Here is a 22,163-nt window from a genome sequence, read left to right on the forward strand (position 1 = left end):
TGCCTTTGCCCCTTCTCGCCCCCTCTCCTACGATGAACTTGTTTTTATCTACATTGTCTACACTGATCCTGCAAACAGCTGTTTCACTGACGGATACGAATGTAGACAAACGCTTTTTTCGTCTACAAAACCTACACGTTGTCTACATGCCGATGTTCGCGACAAACGGAGAGCAGCGATAAGCTCCCCAAAAACAATGAAGAAAGATGTAAACAACCTACATCGAAGAAAGTCTGATAATCAATGGTTTGCAACAAGAGAGATGTAGACAACTTTTCGTTGCATACATTTCTATCTCCCTGAAATGCAACGAAATAGCACAAGGAGTGTAGGAATGTAGAGAAAAAACAAAAAAAGACAAGAAAGGAGAGGGGGGCGAAGCGGAAGAAACGCCTCCGAGAGAGAGGTAGGGCGACGGTGCGGATAGGGGGAAGAAAAAGGAAAAATGTTTTTTCAGATGATGCCGCCGAGGTTTTGGGCTCGTGTCGTAAGTATTCAAAAAAAGGTAAGAGATAGAATTTTCTAAGTCTTACCTATTTTTTTCTGCGCCTTACCTAAATTTTTCCGCGACTGACATCAGTTTTCCGGTCACATCGCAAAGCATACTCCGCCTATCGGAAGTCGGGACGGAAGAAGAGGGGGATACTCCACCCCAAAAACTCGGCCTCGTCACGGACAACCGGAAATCTGTTTTCCGGAAATGCCCGGACACATTGTGCCGGTCGTGCAAACGTGCCGAACGGAGAAGACGAAGAAAGCAGCATCGGAAGAGTTTTGGTCGGGAAACTTTGAAGTATGAGGCGAAATGGGGCGAATAGACACAGATGCGAAACAGACCGCTTCAACTGCCTTTTGAGGCGTCGGAGCGGTCTATTGCCGTTTTCAATTGATAGAGAGCGATGAAGTCAAATCGGCCTAAAATTCTTGCCAGCTTTTGATTTCAAGGTCTTCTATTTTTGTGGTGGTAAAGGCGTAAATAAATGCGGAGGCCAAACGCGCGTTGGTGATCAACGGAATATTGAGGTCTACCGCTGCACGGCGGATTTTGTAGCCGTTGGTCAGCTCTCCGGTCGAGAAATTTTTGTGTACATTGACCACCATGTCGATTTGCTTGCCGTGCAAGAGATCGAGGGCTTTCGGCAAGGAGGCTTCTTCACTGCCGGGGGTGATTTCTTCTGCCTCGCTCGGCCACAGCACTCGTTGGGAGGCGATGCCGTTTTCGGTCAAATAGCGCGCCGTTCCTGCGGTGGCAAAAAGTCGGAAACCATGTTCGGTCAATCGGCGTGCCGCATCGAGCATATCGGCCTTTTGCTTTCCGTTTCCGGTGGAAAGAAGGATGTTCTTTTTCGGAATGCGGAGGCCGACGGACAACATGCTTTTCAACAATGCCGAGTTGGCGTTTTCGCCGAGGCAGCCCACCTCGCCTGTCGAAGCCATGTCTACTCCGAGTACGGGGTCGGCTTTTTGCAGACGGTTGAAAGAGAATTGCGAGGCTTTGATACCGACGTAATCGAGGTCGAAGAGCGATTTCGAAGGTTTCTCCACGGGGAGGCCGAGCATGATGCGCGTTGCCAACTCGATAAAGTTTATTTTCAAAACTTTGCTCACAAACGGGAAGGAGCGAGAAGCGCGCAAATTGCACTCGATGACTTTGATGTCGTTTTCGCGTGCCAGAAACTGGATGTTGAAGGGGCCCGATATGTTCAGTTCTTTGGCGATTTGCTTGGAAATCTTCTTGATGCGTCGTGCCGTTTCGACATAGAGTTTTTGGGGCGGAAAGAGAATGGTGGCATCTCCGGAATGGACGCCGGCAAACTCAACGTGTTCGGATATGGCGTAGGCAATGATTTCTCCGTCTTTGGCCACGGCGTCCATTTCGACTTCTTTTGCGTTTTGCAGGAATTGCGACACCACGACGGGGTGCTTTTTGCTCACGTTGGCGGCCATCGTGAGGAAACGTTCGAGGTCTTCTTGGTTGTGACACACATTCATTGCGGCTCCCGAAAGCACATAGGACGGGCGCACCAAGACGGGGAAGCCTACTTCTTTGATGAAGTCGTTGATGTCTTCCATTGAGGTGAGTGCGCTCCATGCCGGTTGGTCTACGCCGATGCGTCCCAACATGGCCGAAAACTTCTCGCGGTCTTCGGCGTTGTCGATGTATTTGGCTTGCGTGCCGAGAATGGGGATGCGTTGTTCGTCGAGGCGCAATGCGAGGTTGTTGGGGATTTGTCCTCCGGTGCTCACCACTACGCCATAGGGCATTTCGAGATCGAGGATGTCTAACACGCGCTCGAAAGTGAGTTCGTCGAAATACAAACGGTCGCACATATCGTAGTCCGTCGATACGGTTTCGGGGTTGTAGTTGATCATGACCGAACGATAGCCCTCTTTTCGTATCGTGTTGAGTGCTTGCACTCCGCACCAGTCAAACTCGACGGACGATCCGATGCGGTAGGCTCCCGATCCCAACACGACCACGGAGTGTTTGTCGTTTTCGAAGCGGATGTCGTGTGCCACTCCTCCGTATGTGAGATACAGATAGTTGGTTTGTGCCGGATATTCGGCCGCGAGCGTATCTATTTGCTTCACATAAGGCACGATACCGATGCGTTTGCGCAGTTCTCGCACGATGAGTTGTGCCTTTTCCATTTCCGTGTCTTTCTCCATGCCGAGGGCACGCGCTATTTGGAAGTCCGTGAAGCCTTGGCGTTTGGCCTTGGCCAAGAGTTCGTGGTCGAGCACGTTGATGTTGCCACAGTTTCGCAGTTGGCGATCGGTGTTGAAGATGTTGAGAAGTTTGTCGAGAAACCAGCGGTCGATTTTGGTGAGTTCGTGTATTCGTTCGACGGTGTAGCCTTGTTCAAAAGCCTTTTCAATGACAAAGATGCGTTTGTCGGTCGGTGCTTTGAGGGCGGTGTCCACGTCGTCGATGGTCAGCTCTTTGTTGCCGACGAAACCGTGCATGCCTTGTCCGATCATGCGCAGTCCTTTCTGGATCACCTCTTCAAACGTGCGTCCGATGGCCATCACCTCTCCCACCGACTTCATCGAGCTGCCCAATTCGCGATCCACGCCTCTGAACTTGCCCAAATCCCAACGGGGGATTTTGCACACCACATAGTCCAATGCCGGTTCGAAGAAAGCGGAAGTCGTTTTGGTGACGGAGTTTTTCAGGTCGAAAAGTCCGTAGCCCAATCCGAGTTTTGCGGCGACGAAAGCCAGCGGATAACCCGTGGCTTTGGAGGCCAAGGCCGAGCTTCGGCTCAGGCGTGCGTTCACTTCGATCACACGATAATCTTCGCTTTCGGGATCGAAAGCATATTGCACGTTGCATTCTCCGACGATGCCGATGTGTCTGACGATTCTGATGGCCAATTCGCGGAGTTTGTGAAACTCGCTGTTGGTGAGCGTTTGCGAAGGGGCGATGACAATCGACTCTCCGGTATGAATGCCGAGAGGGTCGAAGTTTTCCATGTTGCAGACGGTGATGCAGTTGTCAAACCGGTCGCGGACAACCTCGTACTCTATCTCTTTCCAGCCTTTCAAGCTCTTTTCCACCAACACCTGCGGCGAGAAAGAGAACGCCTTCTCGGCCAGTTTGTTGAGTTCTTCTTCGTTGTCGCAAAATCCCGATCCGAGTCCTCCGAGGGCATAGGCCGCACGAATGATCACGGGATAGCCCAATGTTTTGGCGGCTCGGCGAGCGTCTTCGATGTTGTCAACGGCCTCGCTCTTAATGGTTTTGACGTCTATTTCGTCGAGTTTCCTGACAAAGAGCTCGCGGTCTTCGGTGTCCATGATGGCCTGCACGGGCGTGCCGAGCACTTCGAGGTTGTATTTTTTCAACACTCCCTCCTTATACAACTCCACTCCGCAGTTCAAAGCCGTTTGTCCGCCGAAAGCCAGCATGATGCCCTGTGGCCTTTCTTTTTCGATCACACGCTCGATGAAAAACGGCGTTACGGGCAGAAAATAGATTTTATCGGCCACGCCCTCCGAAGTTTGCACCGTGGCGATATTGGGGTTGATCAGGATCGTTTCGATACCCTCCTCCTTCAATGCTTTCAAAGCCTGACTTCCTGAGTAATCGAATTCTCCGGCTTCGCCGATTTTGAGTGCGCCCGATCCGAGGAGCAATACTTTTTTGATCTTTTGGTCAATCATGTGTCGATTTATTTGAGGAGGTTTACGAAATCGTCGAAAAGAAATTCTGTTTCCACCGGCCCACTGCAAGCCTCGGGGTGGAATTGCGCGGAATACCACGGGTTTGTCTTGTGGCGTATGCCTTCATTCGAGCCGTCGTTCATATTGACGAAATAAGCCTCCCAGCCTTCGGGGAGCGTTTCGGTCTTAACGGCATAACCGTGGTTTTGAGAGGTGACGAAACAGCGATTTGTTCCGACCATTCTCACCGGTTGGTTGTGTGACCGGTGTCCGTATTTCAGTTTGTAGGTCGAAGCTCCTGCCGCTTTTGCGAGCAGTTGGTTGCCCATGCAGATGCCCATGCAGGGGCGCACTTTCGGAGCAGACAGAAACTTTCGGATGTTGTCAATGGTTTTCACGCAGGTATCGGGGTTTCCGGGGCCGTTGGCCAAAAACAATCCGTCGAACTCCAACTCGTTGAAATCGTAATCCCACGGCACGCGAGTGACTTCCACGCCGCGTTCGATCAAACAGCGGATGATGTTGTTTTTCACCCCGCAATCCACCAACACCACCTTTTTGGGCGAGCTTTCGCCGTTGGGGGCGTAGCGAATGATTTCTTTGCAACTCACCTCGGCCACGAAGTTCACTCCTTCATATTGCGCTTCGGGAATGTTGTCGGGCTCGTCGTCAAAGATGATTTTTCCCATCATCACGCCATGCTCGCGGAGCACCTTGGTCAGTTCCCGGGTGTCGATGCCCGTTATGCCCGGCACTTTCTCGCGTTTCAACCATTCCGAGAGGCTTTCGGCCGCATTCCAGTGGGAGTAATTTTCGCTGTAATCGCTCACGATGACGGCGCGTGCATGGATCTTTTCGCTTTCCATGAAGGCGGCCAGTCCGTTGGGCTCTATCGTGAAAGCCGGCGCACCATAGTTGCCGACAAGCGGAAAGGTGAGCACCATAAGCTGGCCGGCATAGGAGGGGTCGGTCAGGCTTTCGGGATAGCCCGTCATGGCAGTGTTGAAAACGACTTCGCCGGCAACAGGAGCCTCATAGCCAAAAGAGGTGCCATGAAAGCGCGTACCGTCGCTAAGCAGGAGAGTGACTTTTCGCATGATAGTTGGGTATGTGATAATAGAGTTTATTGCTGTTCCATAAATCGGACAAAAGCGGCATTGACACATTTGTTGCCGCCGGGAGTGGGATAGTTTCCGCTGAAATACCAATCGCCCGGTGCCGTCGGGCAGGCCTTGTGCAGTCCTTCAAGACTGAGATAAACGAAGTGTATTTCCGTTTCGACGCCTTCGGGACGCAAAAGTTCCACCATTTTTCGGTTGATTTCTTCTACGCCGAAAGGCCGATAGAGCTCGGGAATGTAATTGACGACTTCCTCTTTGGGCAAATCCTCTTGCGCCTTGCAGCGGCGATAGAGGTCTTCGAGCCGGCCGTAGGTGCCGCGTTCTTTGTGAAGCTCCACGGCGGCTCGAAAGGCGATGAACTCGTCCATGTTGGTCATGTCGATGCCGTAGTAGTCGGGATAGCGCACCTGCGGCGAACTGCTCACGATGATGATGCGTTTGGGGTGCAGGCGGTTCATGATGCGCAAGATGCTTTCGCGCAACGTCGTCCCCCTCACGATGCTGTCGTCGATGATGACAAGGTTGTCTTTGCCGGGAGTCAGACTGCCGTAGGTGATGTCATAAACGTGTGCGGCCAAATCTTTGCGCGAATTTCCCTCGGCAATGAATGTGCGCATCTTGATGTCTTTCCACGCCACCTTTTCCGTGCGTATTCGCCGCGAGAGAATTTCCGAAATGCGATCGTTCAGTTCGGCTTTCGTGGAAGGTTGTCCGTGGGTGAAGTGGTTGCGCGTGATGTCGATGATGTCTTCGGTCTTTTTCCGATTGAGATATTCGTCAAGACCTTGTATCATGCCATAGTACGCGGTTTCTGCCGTGTTGGGAATATAGGAAAAGACAGTGTTGTCCAATTCGTGATTGACGGCTTTCAAAATCGCCGGCACGAGTTGTCGCCCCATTTCTTTCCGCTCCCGATAGATGTCCGCATCCGATCCCCGGCTAAAATAAACCCGCTCAAAAGAGCAGGCGGCATAAGTCTGCGGAGCAAGGATTTGCTCTGTGCGCAGTTTTCCGTTTTTGTCGATAATGATGGCCTGACCGGGAAGCAATTCGCGAATGCTTCCGACTTCGAGGTCGAAAGTGGTTTGAATGACGGGACGCTCGCTGGCCAACGCGAAGATTTCGTCGTCTTTATACCAAAAGGCCGGCCGTATGCCCCAAGGGTCGCGCAAGGCGAAACTCTCGCCGCTTCCCGTGATGCCGCACAACACATATCCGCCATCCCAAATAGAGGCAGCTTCCCGCAACATGTTAGCCACGTCGATGTGATCTTCTATGTATCGCGTGATCTCACAGTCTTGCAATCCTCTTTGCGTGGCCTCTTCAAAGCAGCGTTCGGCCTCTCGGTCGAGCCGGTGTCCGAGCTGTTCCAACAACAGATAAGTGTCGCTCAACATACGCGGATGCTGCCCTTTCACGGCGATGTTGTCGAAAACCTCCTGCACATTCGTCAAGTTGAAATTGGCACAAATACAGAGGTTTTTGGCGCGCCAATTGTTGCGGCGCAGAAACGGATGGACATACGAAAGGCCACTCTTGCCGGTAGTGGAATACCGGAGGTGGCCCATATAAATCTCTCCTGCAAAAGGAATTTTCTTGCCGGCGAAATCAACGTCAGCAAGCTCTTGTTGAGTATAATTGGCTATATCGGAATGAACAGACGAAAATATCTCCTGAATGGCAGCAGTGCCTTCGGCACGTTTTCGAAAGAAGAACTCATCTCCGGGAACAGCTTCCGACTTAAACGCCGCCAATCCCGCAGCCTCCTGTCCTCGGTTGTGCTGCTTTTCCATCATGAGATAGAGTTTGTTGAGCCCATATTTCCAAGTGCCGTGCTTCTCCTGATAGTGGCTCAGAGGACGGAGAAGTCTGATCAATGCCACTCCACACTCGTGTTTAAGCTGTTCCATAGCCAATGATGTTTCTGTTTCGTGTGCAAAGATAGTGCTTTTTTTTCACTCTTCGATCATCTTATGTTGAGTTTTGTTGTACTGTTTTTTGTTGTTTTATATATGGCCGAAATGCTCCGACTCATGTTTAATTGGCAGAACAAATCATCCATTTCAAATTAAAGCCCCCAATTCGGGATAAGGTTCTTGTAAAATAATTCCGTTTGTATTGACACGTGTAAAACGATTGACCTCACGGAAGTAGTAAAAACAACAACCGCGTCGATTTTGAAACGAATTTCGACGCGGTTGCCAGATATTCTACATTTAGTTATACCTCAATTCATGCCGAGTGCTTCGGCCACTCCCTTTCCATAGGCAGGATCGGCCTTTCGACAATGTTCTATGTGGCGGCGTTTGATCTCGTCGGGGCAGTCTCTCATAGCTCTTGCGGTGTTTTCAAAGAGAGTTTGTTGCCGGTCGGGCGACATAAGTCGGAAAAGATCTCCTGCTTGCGAGAAGTAGTCATCGTCGTCTTCACGAAAATCCCACTGATAGGCTGCACCGTCGAGTTCGAGCGGTGGTTCTTTATATTCGGGTTGATCGGAAAAGCGTCCGTAGCCGTTAGGAATATAGCTCGGCAAGCTGCCTTGATTGCCATCAATGCGCATGGCACCATCGCGATGATAAAGATGAGCAAACGGACATCGGCTGCTATTGACCGGAATCTGATAGTGATTTACTCCGAGGCGATAGCGTTGAGCATCGCCATAGGCGTAAAGCCTTCCTTGGAGCATGCGGTCGGGAGAGTAGGAGATGCCGGGCACGACGTTGGCCGGATTGAAAGCGGCTTGTTCGACATCGGCAAAATAGTTGTCGGGATTACGATTGAGTTCAAGCACGCCGACCTCAATGAGTGGAAATTCCTTTTGCGACCAAACTTTTGTCAAGTCAAAGGGATTGAAAGGCATGTTTTTGGCCTGCTCTTCGGTCATGACTTGTATCTTCATTGTCCAGCGTGGGAAGTCACCGCGCTCGATGGCCTCATAAAGATCTCTTTGGTGGCTTTCCCTGTCTTTACCGATAATAGCTTCTGCTTCCGCATCGGTAAGGTTTTTGATGCCTTGTTGCGTATGAAGATGGAATTTCACCCATACACGCTTCCCTTCACGATCGATGAGCGAGAAAGTGTGGCTGCCGTAGCCGTGCATGTGACGATAAGAGGCCGGTATGCCACGGTCGCTCATGGTGATGGTGATTTGGTGCAGAGCTTCTGGAAGGAGTGTCCAAAAGTCCCAATTGTTGTGGGCACTGCGCAGGTTTGTGCGCGGATCTCGCTTCACTACGTGATTAAGGTCGGGAAATTTCAACGGATCACGCAAGAAAAATACAGGAGTGTTGTTGCCAACGAGATCCCAATTACCCTCTTCGGTATAGAACTTGATGGCAAATCCGCGAATGTCGCGTTCAGCATCGGCTGCTCCACGCTCTCCGGCAACAGTGGAGAAGCGCACGAACACTTCGGTTTCCTTTCCGATGCCATTGAAGAGAGCTGCACGAGTATAGGCGGTGATGTCGTGAGTGACGGTAAACTTACCGAAAGCTCCCGAACCTTTGGCGTGCATGCGGCGTTCGGGGATGACTTCCCGATTAAAATGAGAAAGTTTTTCCAAAAACCATGCGTCTTGCAACAGCATGGGGCCACGTCGGCCGGCAGTGGCCACGTTGTTGTCGTCAGCCACAGGAGCACCGGAGGCACTCGTCATTTTTTTGTTTTCCATAAGAATGTGGTTTATCAGTGAAAAAAGAATTATACGTTGTTGAGAAAACGATCTATCTCTTGTTTATCTTCAAAAGTAAGTCGCCCGGTTTTTGAGGCAATTGTGTGGCGGCAAGGCCGTTTGAGATCAAGATGTCTCATCATGTTGCGAAACATCGAACCGATTCGGAATTGATAGGTGGAGAAGAGGAATGTTTGCACCACAAGAGGACGAGGGAGACGGTGGGCGAATTCCTTCCAAACACGATGTGGATGTTGATGAACGACAAACCAACCGGAAGTCCAACACCCCAAAAACAAATAATCGCAATCCTCGATTTTAGAGGATTCGTAGTCGCCGGAGGCCATGAGCTTCACGTTCATGCCTTTTGTCCATAAATACATGGCAATGTCGCGAGCGTAGGAAGCTGTTTTTCCTCTTTTGCTGTGGTATACCACCAATGCTGTTTTTTCTTTCATTAAGCTATAGATATGTCCGAAAGTCGAGAAGACGGCCAAGCCGATACTCCTTTATGAATTCTGATAATTTAAGAGTATTGTCATGAGATATACCCTTTTGCGAGCAAAGATAGGAAAAATGCTGTGAAGAATAGGTTACTTTTATTATTGATTTTTTCTATATTCGAATAGAAGTTTTTATTTTTCATTCATGATGTAAATTTTAATGTAAGTTGTTCAAATGGACGGATCTATCTTCTGCGAAATTGTAAACAACTATATATGAAATAGTTTAAATTAAATAGGATATGCAAGCGATCTGTTGTAACCCTTTGTTTGGTGATGGAAAAAGTCATCATGCTCTTGCGATTGAAGTTGTTTGCCGATCTGTCCGGAAGCAGAGCAAAGGGATGAAACGACGAGTCGCGGCTTCTTGTTTCGGCGGAAAGGAAGGCGGCATTTTCTCCTTATATTCCTTTGCACATTGGAGGGTTTGCCGTATTTTTGCAAATATATTATGACATTCAGAGAATTTTTCAGCAAATTGACCGCTCCCGTTCTTTGGGGAAATCTTTTGGCAATGGTGATCATCCTTGCCCTTTTGATTGTGGGCTTGTTTGTTTTTCTCGACCACTACACGCACCATGGGCAAACGCTCACCGTGCCCGATGTGAGAGGACAACGCTGCGAGGTGGCCATACGCAAACTCGAAGCCCTCGGCATGCGTGTCGAGGTGAGTGACACCGGTTACAACACAAGGCTTGCGGCCGATGTCATTTTGGATCAAAACCTCCACCCCGGAACGGAGGTGAAGCTCAATCGGCTCATACAGCTCGTGGTCAATGCCTCAACCGCACGAAAAATAGCGTTGCCCGACATTGCCGACAACTGCTCTTATCGAGAAGCCCAAATCCGCTTGGAGAGCATCGGCTTTAAGCTGGCACCCGTCAAACGCATCTATGGCGACAAAGACTGGGTGTATCGCGTAGAGGTGTTGGGACGAGAGGTACACAAAGGCGACAGACTGAGCATAGAGCTGCCCCTCACACTTGTTGTGGGAGACGGGGAAAGGGAGGAGGAGTTCAACGGAAACGACTCGCTCGACAACCTCTATTTCCATAACGACACGCTGAACCAAGTGATTATAGACTGATTGCAAATGATCCCGACAGATACGGAATATACCGACTCCTTGCTTCCCGACGACAAAACCTCGACGATGTGGGACGATGATGCCGACGATGTGTCGGAAGTGGAGATGATCTCACCGCCCGTTGCGGAGCAGACACCCACTGCCGACGGCCTCTATGAGCATTATCGAGTTGTGGCGGACAAAGGCCAGCAGTTGTTGCGTGTGGATAAGTTTCTGATCAACCTTATGCACGACACCTCGCGCAACCGCATACAAGCCGCTGCAGAAGCCGGTTTCATACATGCCAACGGAAAGGCAGTGAAAAGCAACTACCGCGTCAAACCCGGCGATGTCATCACGCTCATGCTCAACCGTCCCCGGTTTGACAGCTCTATCAAGCCCGAAAAAATTCCGCTCGACATTGTTTTTGAAGACTCGCAAGTGTTGGTCGTCAACAAGCCTGCCGGATTGGTCGTGCATCCGGGATGCGGCAATTACAGCGGTACACTCGTCAATGCCGTGGCATGGCATCTGCGCGATGATCCTCGCTACGACCCCAACGACCCGACGGTGGGGCTCGTACACCGCATTGACAAAGACACGAGCGGTCTGCTGGTGGTGGCCAAAACAGCCGAAGCCAAGACCAAGCTGTGTGCCCAGTTTTTCAATAAAACCACTCGCCGACGTTATCACGCATTGGTGTGGGGAAATCTGCAAGACGATGCCGGACGCATAGAGGGCAACATCGCCCGACACCCGCGCGACCGCATGCAAATGGCCGTGTTTCCGCCCGATGGCGAAGTGGGCAAGCCTGCCGTGACACACTATCGGGTGTTGGAAAGATTCGGCTACGTCACGCTCGTGGAGTGTGTGCTCGAAACAGGACGTACGCACCAGATCAGAGCACACATGAAACATCTCGGACATCCGCTATTTGCCGACGAACGATATGGCGGCGACCAAATATTATGGGGTACACGAAGCAGCACTTACAACAGCTTCATACGCAACTGCATGACGCTCTGCCCCAGACAGGCTTTGCATGCCAAGACATTGGGCTTCAAGCATCCGCTCACCGATGAAGAAATGGATTTCGACAGCCTTGTGGCCGACGATATGCAGGCACTCATCAATAAATGGCGCACTTATCTGGCAGGTTTGAAAGTCTGAAACGTCAAAGAGTAAGATTTATCACGTTTTTTTTGAATAAAAGCATCTGTCAAGCCATCTGTTTGACGAGAGATCAACGATATGAAAAAGCACATAGCCATCATCGCCGGAGGCGACTCCTCCGAACACGAAGTTTCGCTGCGCAGCGCAGCAGGCATACTTTCCTTCATGGACAGCGACAAATACGATTGTCGCATTGTGGAGCAACGCGGCCGCAACATGCACGTCAGAGTGGGAGAAGAGCGGTGTCCGATCGATCTGAACGACTTTTCCTACGAATTCGACGGAGCGCGCCATACTTTTGACTTTGCCTACATCACCATTCACGGAACACCCGGCGAAAACGGCATCTTGCAAGGTTATTTCGACTTGATCGGTCTGCCCTACAACACAAGCTGTGTGTTAGTCGAAGCATTGACTTTCAACAAATTCGCACTCAACAGCTATTTGCGTGCCTTTCCGGAGGTAAGCGTGGCCGACAGCATCGTCGTTCGCCGCGGCATGGCGTTGCCCTCTGCCGAAGAAATCGCGGCTCGCTTGGGATTGCCTTGTTTCGTCAAGCCCAATGCCGGCGGCAGTTCGTTTGGTGTGACCAAGGTGAAAGAACTCGAACAACTCGTGCCTGCCATAGACCGCGCCATGAACGAAAGCGACGAAGTAATGATCGAACAACTCTTGGAGGGCACAGAAATCACCTGCGGCTGCTACCGACGTTTCAATGGAGAAATCGTGACCTTTCCCATTACCGAAGTTGTGGTGAAAGGTGTGGAGTTTTTTGACTACGAGGCGAAATACGAAGGCAAAAGCGACGAAATCACACCGGCACGCATCGCTCACGAAACCGCCACCCGCGTCAGGGCGCTCACACGCCGCATTTACCAACAAATGGACTGCTACGGCATCATCCGCATCGACTACATCCTCTCCGGAGAACGTGGCAATGAGCAAATCAATCTATTGGAAATCAACACTACACCGGGCATGACACCGGCCTCGTTCATACCGCAGCAGGTGCGTGCCTCCGAGTTTAACATCGCCACCGTGCTCTCCGAAATCATCGAAGGAAAACTTTCGCAACCTCACACCGATTCCACGACATGAAAATACCCGCCGAATTTGACGACATCCGCCCCGTTGCCGACCACGAAATCCGTGAAAATTTCGAGGCTCTTCTCCGCGACCGTCTTTTCATGCAGGTGATGCGCGGCTTTGTGCCGTGGTTGCCCAAAGGATGGATACGCGGTTTCTTTCGCCTCACGTCGTGGGGAGTGAACAGTGCATTGGGTTTCCAAAAACGCTATATGCTGCGGATCATGCATTTGCTTATCCGCAAAACAACCCGACAACTCACATTCGACTGTGAAGCATTGCCGGAGAAGCGCGCCGGATACTCTTTTTTGTCCAACCACCGCGACATCGTGCTCGACTCCGCAATGCTCGACGTGTTGCTCATTGACGCCAAGTTTCCGAACACGGTGCAAATAGCCATTGGCGACAACCTCCTGATTTACCCATGGATCAAACGCCTTGTGCGGATGAACAAAGCATTTATCGTGCACCGTTCACTCAGCCCCAAAGAACTGCTGACATCGAGCCGACTGATGAGCCGATACATGCATTTCGTGATCGGAACGGGAGAAGACAACATTTGGATTGCCCAACGCGAGGGACGCGCCAAAGACAGCAACGACCGCACCCAGCCCTCCGTTTTGAGAATGATGGCAATGGGCAGCGATGCACCACCCACAGAAAGTTTGCGCAACATGCACATCGTGCCGCTGACCATTTCTTACGAATACGACCCTTGCGATTATCTCAAAGCCAAAGAGTTTCAACAAAAACGAGATCAACCGAATTTCAAGAAAACCAAACAAGACGATCTTGACAATATGCGTATCGGCATCTTCGGTAAAAAAGGGCGCGTACACTACCACCTTTCGCCGTGCATCGACACTTGGCTCGACGAATATAAAGACTTGTCGGCCAAAGAGTGTTTTGAGGCTGTGGCCGAACGCATCGACCGAGAAATCCACAAAGGCTATCGGCTCTATCCCGGCAATTACGTGGCCGCAGATCTTTTGGAAGAAAGCGAGCGTTTTGCTGACCGCTATTCCGAAAAGGAGAAGCACACCTTTGAGCAATATTTACAAAATCGCCTCGACCTCATCGAAATCGAGAACAAAGACGAGGCATTCTTGCGCCGGTGTATTCTGACCATGTATGCCAATCCGCTCTACAATCATCTCAAAGCTCATGAATAGCACACATCTTCGGCAGCTTTTCTGCGGAATGCTCGTCTGCTGTGGGCTGCTACTTGCAGCTTGCAACGATGATGACGCGCCGTTTCCGCCTTGGCGATTTGAACTTTGCGAGCTCACCACCGACGCTCGTGGCACGGTGGAGCAAGTGCGTTTCGACGATGGGCGTTCGCTCTCTCCTCTTCAACCGATCTCTGCGCTTCGCCCCGACACTCTCTACCGCGCTTTGGCACTCTACTTGTCGACAACAGACGGAAAAGCCGATTTACGACGCCTTTCCAACGTTGTTTCGCCGATGCCGAAGACTTTTGAAGCCGGCATCCGCACTGCCCCTGTTGAAATCATCACACTTTGGCGCACCAAACGCTACCTCAACCTGCGCATCGGAGTGCCACGCAATGAAGGCAAAAAACACTATTTCGGATTTGCAAACCACGGCATCAAACGCCACGACAATGGACGGCGCTGTTTGCATCTCGAACTCTATCATGAGCGGATCGGAACGGAAGTACACTACTACGAAGAAACTTTTCTCTCTTGTCCGCTCTACCCCTATGCCGACCAACTGACAAGGGGAACGGATTCGGTGGCAATCACCATAAACACCCCGACCGGCCGACAACGTCACGCCATGACGTTTTAGTATTTGCCTATTTTGAAGTGTCGTCAGCCCTTGTGCTGCGACGACACTTTTAACCCCTCTTTCTACTTATGGTTTTCAGAGACATAGACTATGACGACCGCGCCCTTGTACAGCGATACACATTTGGAGCGGAATGCCGAAATTGCGATTTCAATTTCATGAACCTCATGTCGTGGCGTTTTCTTTACGACACGCAACTGACGGTTCATCGCGGCATGCTCGTTTTTCGTTTTCATTTCGATGGCGCCCCGGCTTATCTCCCACCGCTTTGTCCGCCTCCTTATACGTTTGAAGAACATGGCGAAACCTATGCCGCCGTTTTGCTCGACATGGTAGCCGATGCCGAAGCCGTGGGACATCCGTTTCGCATGCTGGGAGCTTGCGAAGGAATGCTCAACCGCTTGCAAAGCGTGTTGCCCGGAAAGTTTCAAGCCACCACCGACAGATCTTTCACCGACTATATTTATCACCGCGATTCGCTCGCCACACTTGCCGGAAAGAAATTGCAATCAAAGCGAAATCACGCCAATCGTTTTGAACGCGAATACCCACACTACGAATACCGACCGCTCACGCCCGATCTCATCCCCGAATGCTGGCGTTTGGAAGAAGAGTGGGCGGCACGACAAGGCGTGAGCAAGGCTCGTCTTGATGCCGACGACGAACAGCACTCCATGCGGCGCGTGTTCAAACATTGGGATGAGTTGGGAGCTATGGGAGGTGTCATTCTTGTCGATGAAAAAGTCGTGGCTTTCACATTCGGCGGTGCAATCAACTACGACACGTTCGACGTTTGCTGCGAAAAGGCCGATACCGAATACGAAGGTGCCTATGCCATTATCAACCGCGAGTTTGTGCGCCGCATCCCGGAACAATATACGCTCATCAATCGCGAAGAAGACCTCGGTCTTGAAGGTCTGCGCCGCGCCAAACTCAGTTATCAACCTGCAATCTTACTTCATAAATACTCCATCACATGCTCCTAAGTCCGGAAGAGATAAAACAGCAAACGCGCGAATTGTGGCGCACTTGCTTTCCCAACGACAGCGAAGATTTTCTTGACATTTATTTTGAAGATCGCTATTCCGACAAAGTCAATGTCACTTATCGTGAAAATGCTCATGTCGTGGCTGCCGCTCAGGTTTTACCGTTTCGTTTCACTTTTGCCGGGAAAAGCATTCCCGTGGCCTATCTGAGCGGCCTCTGCACCGCTCCGTCTCATCGAAAAAAGGGCTATGCCTCAAAACTCATTCGCGACGCTCATCGCAAGATGTTTGACGAGGGGGCTTTGATCAGCTTTCTCATTCCCGGCAACGAGAAACTGCGCCATTGGTATGAGAACGAAAAACATGGTGCCTACTGGACGGCCACTCATCGGCTGACCGTCGAAACTCATCTGCCGGACGACTTCACCCCCGACTCGCGCATCGACGTCGAACCCGAATATGAATGGGGGCGTGAGCTTTGGAATTTCTACAACACTCGCGGCGGGCATCATCTCTATGAGATCAAACAAGACGAAAGCGGCTTTTTCGCCGCCATCGAAGCACATGATCTCGACGGAGGATATGTGATCGTGGCGCGCAAACGGGGAAAGATTGTAGGATTTTGTTTAGCCAAACGAGAAGGAAAGCCTTTGAAAAGCGGCAAACCCTCTCTCAAAAATTTTCGGGCACACATCACCTTCATGCTTGTTTCCGACGAAAGAGTCATGCACCAACTCCGACATCGGGTGCTGACGCTGTTTGAGGTTAAAGAGCTGGTCATCTCGGGAGGATGCCCCTGCAAAGGCTTCAAAAACTCCCAACCCTACGGCATGGCGCGTATCATCAATGTCGAGAAATTTCTCACATTGGTCGGACGTATTTATCCCGGACTGCAACTTCGTGTCGGTGTTCAGAATGATTTCGACATTCCTGAAAACAACGGTTTTTACGAACTCGAAAACGGCCGCCTCACCATCACCGACCGTCAGCCCGACAGCCTCGTCACTCCGGGCGGTTTAGCCGCACTCTTTTTGGGAAGCCAGCCCGTTTTGATGCCAATGCTTCTAAACGAGTAGTCCGCTTGTTTCAACCTCAACGAATAATGGCACGACTACTCCTCTTTTCTCTTTTTTCGGTCTGTTGCACCCTCATTGCCGAGGCGCAACAGGCCGTTGTTTTACCCCAACAATCTCTTTCCCGTTGGAACATCGGTACAGCCCATTTCAGCGGCATCACTCCTTTGGGAAATCATCGTTACGCCCTCGTCAGCGACAAAGAGCCCGAAGACGGATTCTTCGTCGTCCGTATCGAGCAGCACCCGAATACGGGAAAAGTCAGCCATGTCGAGTTAGAAAGTTTCCGAGGCGTTTCGCCAACGGAAAAAGACGGCAAAGGCTACTCTCGACGCGATGCGGAGGGGGTGGCCTTTGTGCCTCAAACGCAAACGCTGTGGATCAGCGGAGAAGGAGATCAGCAAATTTTGGAACATCGACTCGACGGCGGTTTGACAGGACGCAGTTTCCACATTCCAACTCTTTTCCATCTCTCCAACATCGCTCCCAATCGCGGTTTTGAAGCACTGACCTGCGACTCGCCCCGACAACTCTTTTGGCTGACCACCGAAAGCCCGCTGCTTTCGGATTGCTCTTCGCCCGACAGTCTTTTTCAAAATCCCCTATTGCGCTTTCAGTCTTTCGACTTCGCCTTACAGCCCCATTCCCAACACCTATACCCTCTCGATCCTCCTCGTGTCCGCTCCTCCCGTCGTCCTCCCTTACATGGAGTGTCGGCACTCTGTGCTCTGCCCGACGGGCGGCTTGTCGTCATGGAGCGCGAAGTGCTCCTCGCCCGACGATACTTCGGCTCTCTTTGCTCCGTCAAGCTCTATTGTGTAGACCCTCGCCCTACCACGGCAACGGCAACCCACCCGGAAGAAGCACAACAATCAGACAATCGCCTTTTATCCAAAACACTGCTGGCGACATGGACAACGCGTTTCGGTCTTTTTAGAAACTCTTTGGCCAATTACGAAGGAATGTGCCTCGGAATACGATTGCCCGACGGCCGCCAAACCTTGATTTGCATCAACGATTCGCAAGCGGCGTGGGGCAAAGGCCCTTTTCGACTGCACGACTACCTTCGGGTCATTATTCTACCGCCCGATTTTTGAAATCGTTCACAAGTGGACAAAATCCGTTTGAAGAGGTGAAGGGAAATGGCAATGCTCTTTTTCGCAAAATCGCCGAAAACCTACACTACTCCTTGCATATATCTGAATTTCAACAAGATAAAAGTGTATACAGATGAGTTACGATCATACACAGAAAGAAGTTAAGTCCGTGAAGCACAGATAAAAAGGAATGTAGACAAATTTTCCCAAAACCTACACAGCCTACACGAGCTACTTCGGGCATCCGCACGAGTTCCCGATACGGTTGTGTAGGTTGTAATGACGAATGTAGTTGATCGGCCATGTTGTCTACATTCACAACAGTTTATATATCTGCGACTTACAAAGAAAATGCAGACAATGTAGACAAAAAGAAGAAAAACTCCCTGTAAGGGGGCGGAAAGTTGCTTTTTCTTACGAAGAATGACCTCACTTCCTCTTCGACCAGCCCCCATATACTGCAATGCGTCGGGGCGAATCTTACCTAAGGAGTAGATTAAACGGAGTAACGAGTAGAAAATTCTATCTCTGACCTAAATTTCACCACTTCCTACTTGCTTCTCTTTTCGGTGCCTCAGGCTTTCGATCTTTGTCTGAAAAGTCTTTTCCGATTTATGGGCGGCCTTTGCCATCAAGTTCCATGTGCCGACAGACAAGTTCGATGTTCTCGGCAGTGAGTTTTGCAGTGATCTGACAGCACATCAAGGTCAGCCTGATCGGTTTGTGAAAAGAACGCTACCGGACATCGGTAATTTTTGATCAATTCTTTAATCATACCATTTGGCTTTCATGTTAATCTGAGTACAAAATAACAAAGAAATCAAAAGCGTTGATTTTATTCTATTTTGTCAGGATTGGGTCGTGACAGAAGTCTTTCCTTTGACACTTCTTGCACATTTCCCCTCGCCAGACCTTGTCGAACTCCTCCATTGCAGCGTCGACGATGTCGGGATTGTCTGTCAATATACCGGCTTCAAAATTTCTCCTATTCTCAGACTTCATCCCCATACCCGCACCGGTGAGATTTGCACTGCCGATATAAACCTCTTGACAATCAAAAATGATCATCTTGAAATGAACACGCGGACACATGACTCGTTCCAATCTGTCATAGAGCACCGGATATTTGTCAAAGTCCTCTCGATATGCAACACCCGGCTCCTTAGCATGAATGAGCCTTATCTCAACACCTTTGCGGATGAGCAGAGCCAAAAGTTTGAGAAATGGTTGTTTCTCTCCCTTGACTTCGATATAGGCATCTTTGATGTCAGCAGTTCCTATCCACAATGTATGCTTCACGTCCTTACAGTGTGAGAGAACGTCAGCATAGTGGTCTTTATCTGAGATAAATCGCATCATACGTTCTCTTCAACATTGTCGGAATCATTTGTGTTCCGGAATGTTTCTTCCAAGATTTCACACATTTCGTCAAGATGTCGTTTTGCCAGATCTTCATTCCATTTTGAATGATCATCATCTGCCATTCTGAACATTTTGAGCATCTTGATGCTTTGCAGGGTGCTATTGTCAATCTGTTCCTGAATACGTGCAAACTTCACCCGAACATTATCATTGCTTTGCTGAGCATTAAAACTTTGGGAAATCATGGCAAGATTACCGAACCCATGGGTTATACTGCCATTCCAAGTGTCGTTGTGAGATTCATCTTGCGGATGAAGATGTTCTATCGAACGATTTGTACGGAAAACATACTCCTCGACAATGCGCTGATCTTCTTTTTTATCAAACAAATTCGTTCTTTTTTCCCAAAGGTAGTAGTCAAGCCTCCAAAACCAGTATCTGCTAATATCGGGGTATTTAAGCGTACGCAGATCAGAAGGTTTGAAACCCTTTGAGTGTCTATACGAATCATCCATTTTCTTCAAGGCTTCTATGATTGATGGCGATGTTGTTTCTCCGGTGTTGCCTAAGCCGTGAAGATAGCGCAGATAGGGCTTCAACCAAATATAAAACTCAGTTGAAACAGTGAGCATGGACTGGTATTGTCGCATTTGCTCGCGATATTCTCTTTTGTTATGATCCGTATCCCTAAAATTTATGGAAAATCTGCTCTGCCCGTTTGACATGTCTTTTCTTACAACATAATAGTCAAGCATGAGGCGATAAAACAGCAAGTTGTGATAAAACTTCTGCATGTCTGCAATCGGCTGATTGTCAAAGGTGTCCAGTAACTTGTCTTTCTGATAGAAGCTCTCTTTACCATGGCAGTCTTCGGTCAGGTCGAGAACAAGCAGGAGAAATTCAGGGAAAGAGATGATACTATCCTCTTTGTCCACGGAGATGGCAGCAGTCTTCTTTTCTTTTTTCTTGACAGGTATTTTATCTATGGTAAGGGCATCCTCCTGCGTATCATTGGCAATTTGAATGTCATTGACGACGGCATCAAAGTTGCCTCTGCGACATTCAAACAATGCTCTACGATACAATTCCGCATAGTCCCCATCATTTATCTTGTCGTTTCTATACAAAATGGGACGTTCCATTTGTGCCACCCAATTCCAAATCCTCACAAATTTATCAGCCTCTCCTTGGTTTTTAAGCAGTTTCACTTTCAGAATTTCGTGCTGTTCCAACCCTTTGCCCGTTGAGTTCAACACCTCAAAATATTTATTAAGGGAGGTTGATTCTTTGAGGTAATGAGCAGGCAGTTCTGATATGAAGAACGTAAGATGATTGTAGATGTTAAGAGCAAAAGACCGGATGGCATCTTTGTTGCCGGCAAACTCTCTTTCAAGAAATTCCGAAATGCTCCGAATAGCACTCTTCATACACAGATTTTCATACGTAGCTAATGGGTTGCCATTTGCAAGCCCCTCCAAATAGTCTTCATCCTCAGTTCGTGCAGACAACTTCAAACGCTTTCCGTTGAACAGAAAAGCCTTCCATTCCGGTATGTCCTTGAACACTATGGCCATCAAGGTCATAACAGTAAATCTCTGTTGGCCGTCTATCAAATCTATATACCCATCACGTTCAACGGTGGTCAGCATTCCCAAGTAGTAAGGGTTATGCTCTTCCTTGAATCGTTCAGAATCGAAGTGTTCCTTTAAGTCGCGAAGTAATTTTTTCACCTCTCTTGGAGTCCAAGCAAACAGCCTCTGATACAAAGGAATACAAAATCGTTCCTTTGTTATATCTTTTGGGGTAAATCCCTTCTCATTATGCATATTCTTCATTTTTTAGATGTTCGATATGTTTGTCTGTAAACTTGGCAAGTCGAAAATCTTCTTCATCCACTACGACCGAAGGATTCTGCAAGTCTTTGAAAATTTTGCAAAGGGAATTGTAAAATCTTACTTTTATATCGTTTCTTTCAAGATCACGTCCACTTCTCTTGATTAGGGGAAGCGTTTCCGCAAGGAAGAAAGATGAGGAAGAGGCTTGATCAATCATCATAATCAATTCTTTATCCATCACATACCGGTTGATTTTATACTGCAACGCTCTGCTTTCGTATCTGTGTCCGGCAATAACACCGGCAATACAGAACAGTGCCTCCGACAAATATTTTTTGCCAAACTTTGAAAAATACGCGAACAAGATTGTTTCTATTACACTTTCGTATTTCCAGTGTGATTCTGCAAGCAGGTGTTTTCTCAAACTATGAATTTGAGGAGTTCTAACAAACTGCTTGTATAAATCGAAGAAAGTGTCTGCATAAGCAAAGAAGTGTGCCCCACCCTGAATCTTTTCGTAGAAATAAAAACGTTCGCCGAAGGGCGGGATTCCGGGAATAAGAGCTGCCGCCGAAAATTCGTCTTTAATCGGTCGAGAGCTTGTGGATATGTCGCAAGAATGTTTGCGCATCCATTTGCGCATACGATAAAGATGAAGGCCTAATGTCTTGTGCATAAGCGACTCGTTGCCGAAATCGTACTCTTGGGAAACAGCGTTCCACCTACGAGCCAAATGCTCTGCCTGCCGGTCATTTGAGATTAGAAAACGCAGGTGATGTGCTTTAAGTATATCATAGTCGGACAATCTCACTCCTCGGGAATTTTGGTTTGAGAAAAAGGTATAAGCCAAATCGAGATGGTTGGAATTCAATATCAATACAGAGAAGGATAAGTAAGTCAGTATTTTATCGAGAAGTTCTTTGTTGCCGACTTTATCGTATTTTACCAATTCGCTGATCACATACTTTGCATTTGCAATGTTTTCACAAGCCTCGTTTGACTTGAAGCGTTGTGCCAACAGAGGAAGATTTCCATTGTAGCCTAATGCTCTAAGACATAATGTTAGTGTAACCAAACGCTGTTGTCCGTCTATGATGTGATAACCGTCTTCCATATTTTGAAGATACTGTCCTATAAAAGTGTGTAAGCTCCAAAGTTCTTATCTTTGTGGTGAAATTCGAAAACAGACTAAGAACAATGAAGCTTACGATG

General features: G+C 49.2%; 17 protein-coding genes. 9 read left to right on the forward strand and 8 right to left on the reverse strand.

Annotated features, from left to right (window positions below; translation table 11 throughout):
• On the forward strand, positions 1-182 hold a 182-nt coding region (locus tag EII14_RS09505; protein WP_233569414.1), incomplete at its 5' end, for a hypothetical protein.
• A 733-nt stretch (positions 183-915) separates the two neighbouring features.
• Here EII14_RS09505 and carB read toward each other — a convergent pair.
• The 5 genes from carB to EII14_RS07705 form a co-directional block, all read right to left on the reverse strand.
• Positions 916-4,167, reverse strand: coding sequence for a carbamoyl-phosphate synthase (glutamine-hydrolyzing) large subunit (gene carB / locus EII14_RS07685; protein ID WP_199733886.1), 3,252 nt, complete (start codon positions 4,165-4,167; stop codon positions 916-918).
• An 8-nt stretch (positions 4,168-4,175) separates the two neighbouring features.
• A complete protein-coding gene (gene carA, locus EII14_RS07690; RefSeq protein WP_124931960.1) occupies positions 4,176-5,264 on the reverse strand; it encodes a glutamine-hydrolyzing carbamoyl-phosphate synthase small subunit in 1,089 nt (362 codons plus the stop codon).
• Between the two features lie 26 nt (positions 5,265-5,290).
• On the reverse strand, positions 5,291-7,198 hold the full coding sequence (locus tag EII14_RS07695; protein WP_124931961.1) for an amidophosphoribosyltransferase: 1,908 nt from the start codon (positions 7,196-7,198) through the stop codon (positions 5,291-5,293).
• 317 nt (positions 7,199-7,515) lie between these two features.
• The gene (locus EII14_RS07700; RefSeq protein WP_124931962.1) at positions 7,516-8,958 is read right to left on the reverse strand and encodes a catalase; all 1,443 of its coding nucleotides are present in this window, start codon (positions 8,956-8,958) and stop codon (positions 7,516-7,518) included.
• A 29-nt stretch (positions 8,959-8,987) separates the two neighbouring features.
• Complete coding sequence (locus tag EII14_RS07705; protein ID WP_124931963.1) at positions 8,988-9,416, reverse strand: flavodoxin domain-containing protein; 429 nt, start codon at positions 9,414-9,416, stop codon at positions 8,988-8,990.
• 496 nt (positions 9,417-9,912) lie between these two features.
• Here EII14_RS07705 and EII14_RS07710 point away from each other — a divergent pair, with 496 nt between their 5' ends.
• The 8 genes from EII14_RS07710 (at position 9,913) to EII14_RS07745 (ending at position 17,754) form a co-directional block, all read left to right on the forward strand.
• Positions 9,913-10,548 carry a PASTA domain-containing protein gene (locus EII14_RS07710; protein ID WP_124931964.1) on the forward strand — a complete coding sequence of 212 codons (636 nt, stop codon included), beginning with the start codon at positions 9,913-9,915 and terminating at the stop codon, positions 10,546-10,548.
• Between the two features lie 105 nt (positions 10,549-10,653).
• Complete coding sequence (locus EII14_RS07715) at positions 10,654-11,697, forward strand: RluA family pseudouridine synthase (RefSeq protein ID WP_124931975.1); 1,044 nt, start codon at positions 10,654-10,656, stop codon at positions 11,695-11,697.
• A gap of 81 nt (positions 11,698-11,778) precedes the next feature.
• Entirely contained in the window at positions 11,779-12,798 is a 1,020-nt protein-coding gene (locus tag EII14_RS07720) for a D-alanine--D-alanine ligase (protein WP_124931965.1), read from the forward strand.
• Complete coding sequence (locus EII14_RS07725) at positions 12,795-13,958, forward strand: acyltransferase (protein ID WP_124931966.1); 1,164 nt, start codon at positions 12,795-12,797, stop codon at positions 13,956-13,958. The genes EII14_RS07720 and EII14_RS07725 overlap by 4 nt, the downstream gene beginning before the upstream one ends.
• The gene (locus EII14_RS07730; protein WP_158608355.1) at positions 13,951-14,598 is read left to right on the forward strand and encodes a NigD-like C-terminal domain-containing protein; all 648 of its coding nucleotides are present in this window, start codon (positions 13,951-13,953) and stop codon (positions 14,596-14,598) included. The genes EII14_RS07725 and EII14_RS07730 overlap by 8 nt, the downstream gene beginning before the upstream one ends.
• Before the next feature lie 68 nt (positions 14,599-14,666).
• Positions 14,667-15,584, forward strand: a complete 918-nt coding sequence (locus EII14_RS07735; protein ID WP_124931968.1) for a DUF2156 domain-containing protein — start codon at positions 14,667-14,669, stop codon at positions 15,582-15,584.
• Positions 15,575-16,660 (forward strand): GNAT family N-acetyltransferase, encoded by a 1,086-nt coding sequence (locus EII14_RS07740; protein WP_124931969.1) that lies wholly within the window; start codon positions 15,575-15,577, stop codon positions 16,658-16,660. Before EII14_RS07735 ends, EII14_RS07740 begins: the two co-directional genes overlap by 10 nt.
• Before the next feature lie 26 nt (positions 16,661-16,686).
• Positions 16,687-17,754 carry an esterase-like activity of phytase family protein gene (locus EII14_RS07745; protein ID WP_124931970.1) on the forward strand — a complete coding sequence of 356 codons (1,068 nt, stop codon included), beginning with the start codon at positions 16,687-16,689 and terminating at the stop codon, positions 17,752-17,754.
• 840 nt (positions 17,755-18,594) lie between these two features.
• On the opposite strand, the gene EII14_RS07750 is transcribed toward EII14_RS07745, so the two are convergent.
• The 3 genes from EII14_RS07750 to EII14_RS07760 are packed head-to-tail and all read right to left on the reverse strand — an operon-like array spanning position 18,595 to position 22,065.
• Positions 18,595-19,113 (reverse strand): phospholipase D family protein, encoded by a 519-nt coding sequence (locus tag EII14_RS07750; RefSeq protein WP_124931971.1) that lies wholly within the window; start codon positions 19,111-19,113, stop codon positions 18,595-18,597.
• A complete protein-coding gene (locus tag EII14_RS07755) occupies positions 19,110-20,951 on the reverse strand; it encodes a DUF262 domain-containing protein (RefSeq protein ID WP_124931972.1) in 1,842 nt (613 codons plus the stop codon). Before EII14_RS07755 ends, EII14_RS07750 begins: the two co-directional genes overlap by 4 nt.
• On the reverse strand, positions 20,935-22,065 hold the full coding sequence (locus tag EII14_RS07760) for a DUF262 domain-containing protein (protein ID WP_124931973.1): 1,131 nt from the start codon (positions 22,063-22,065) through the stop codon (positions 20,935-20,937). The genes EII14_RS07755 and EII14_RS07760 overlap by 17 nt, the downstream gene beginning before the upstream one ends.
• Positions 22,066-22,163 lie beyond the last annotated feature (98 nt).

The sequence above is a fragment of the Alloprevotella sp. OH1205_COT-284 genome (genome assembly GCF_003859795.1).
In the GTDB taxonomy this organism is placed as follows: Bacteria; Bacteroidota; Bacteroidia; order Bacteroidales; family Bacteroidaceae; genus Alloprevotella.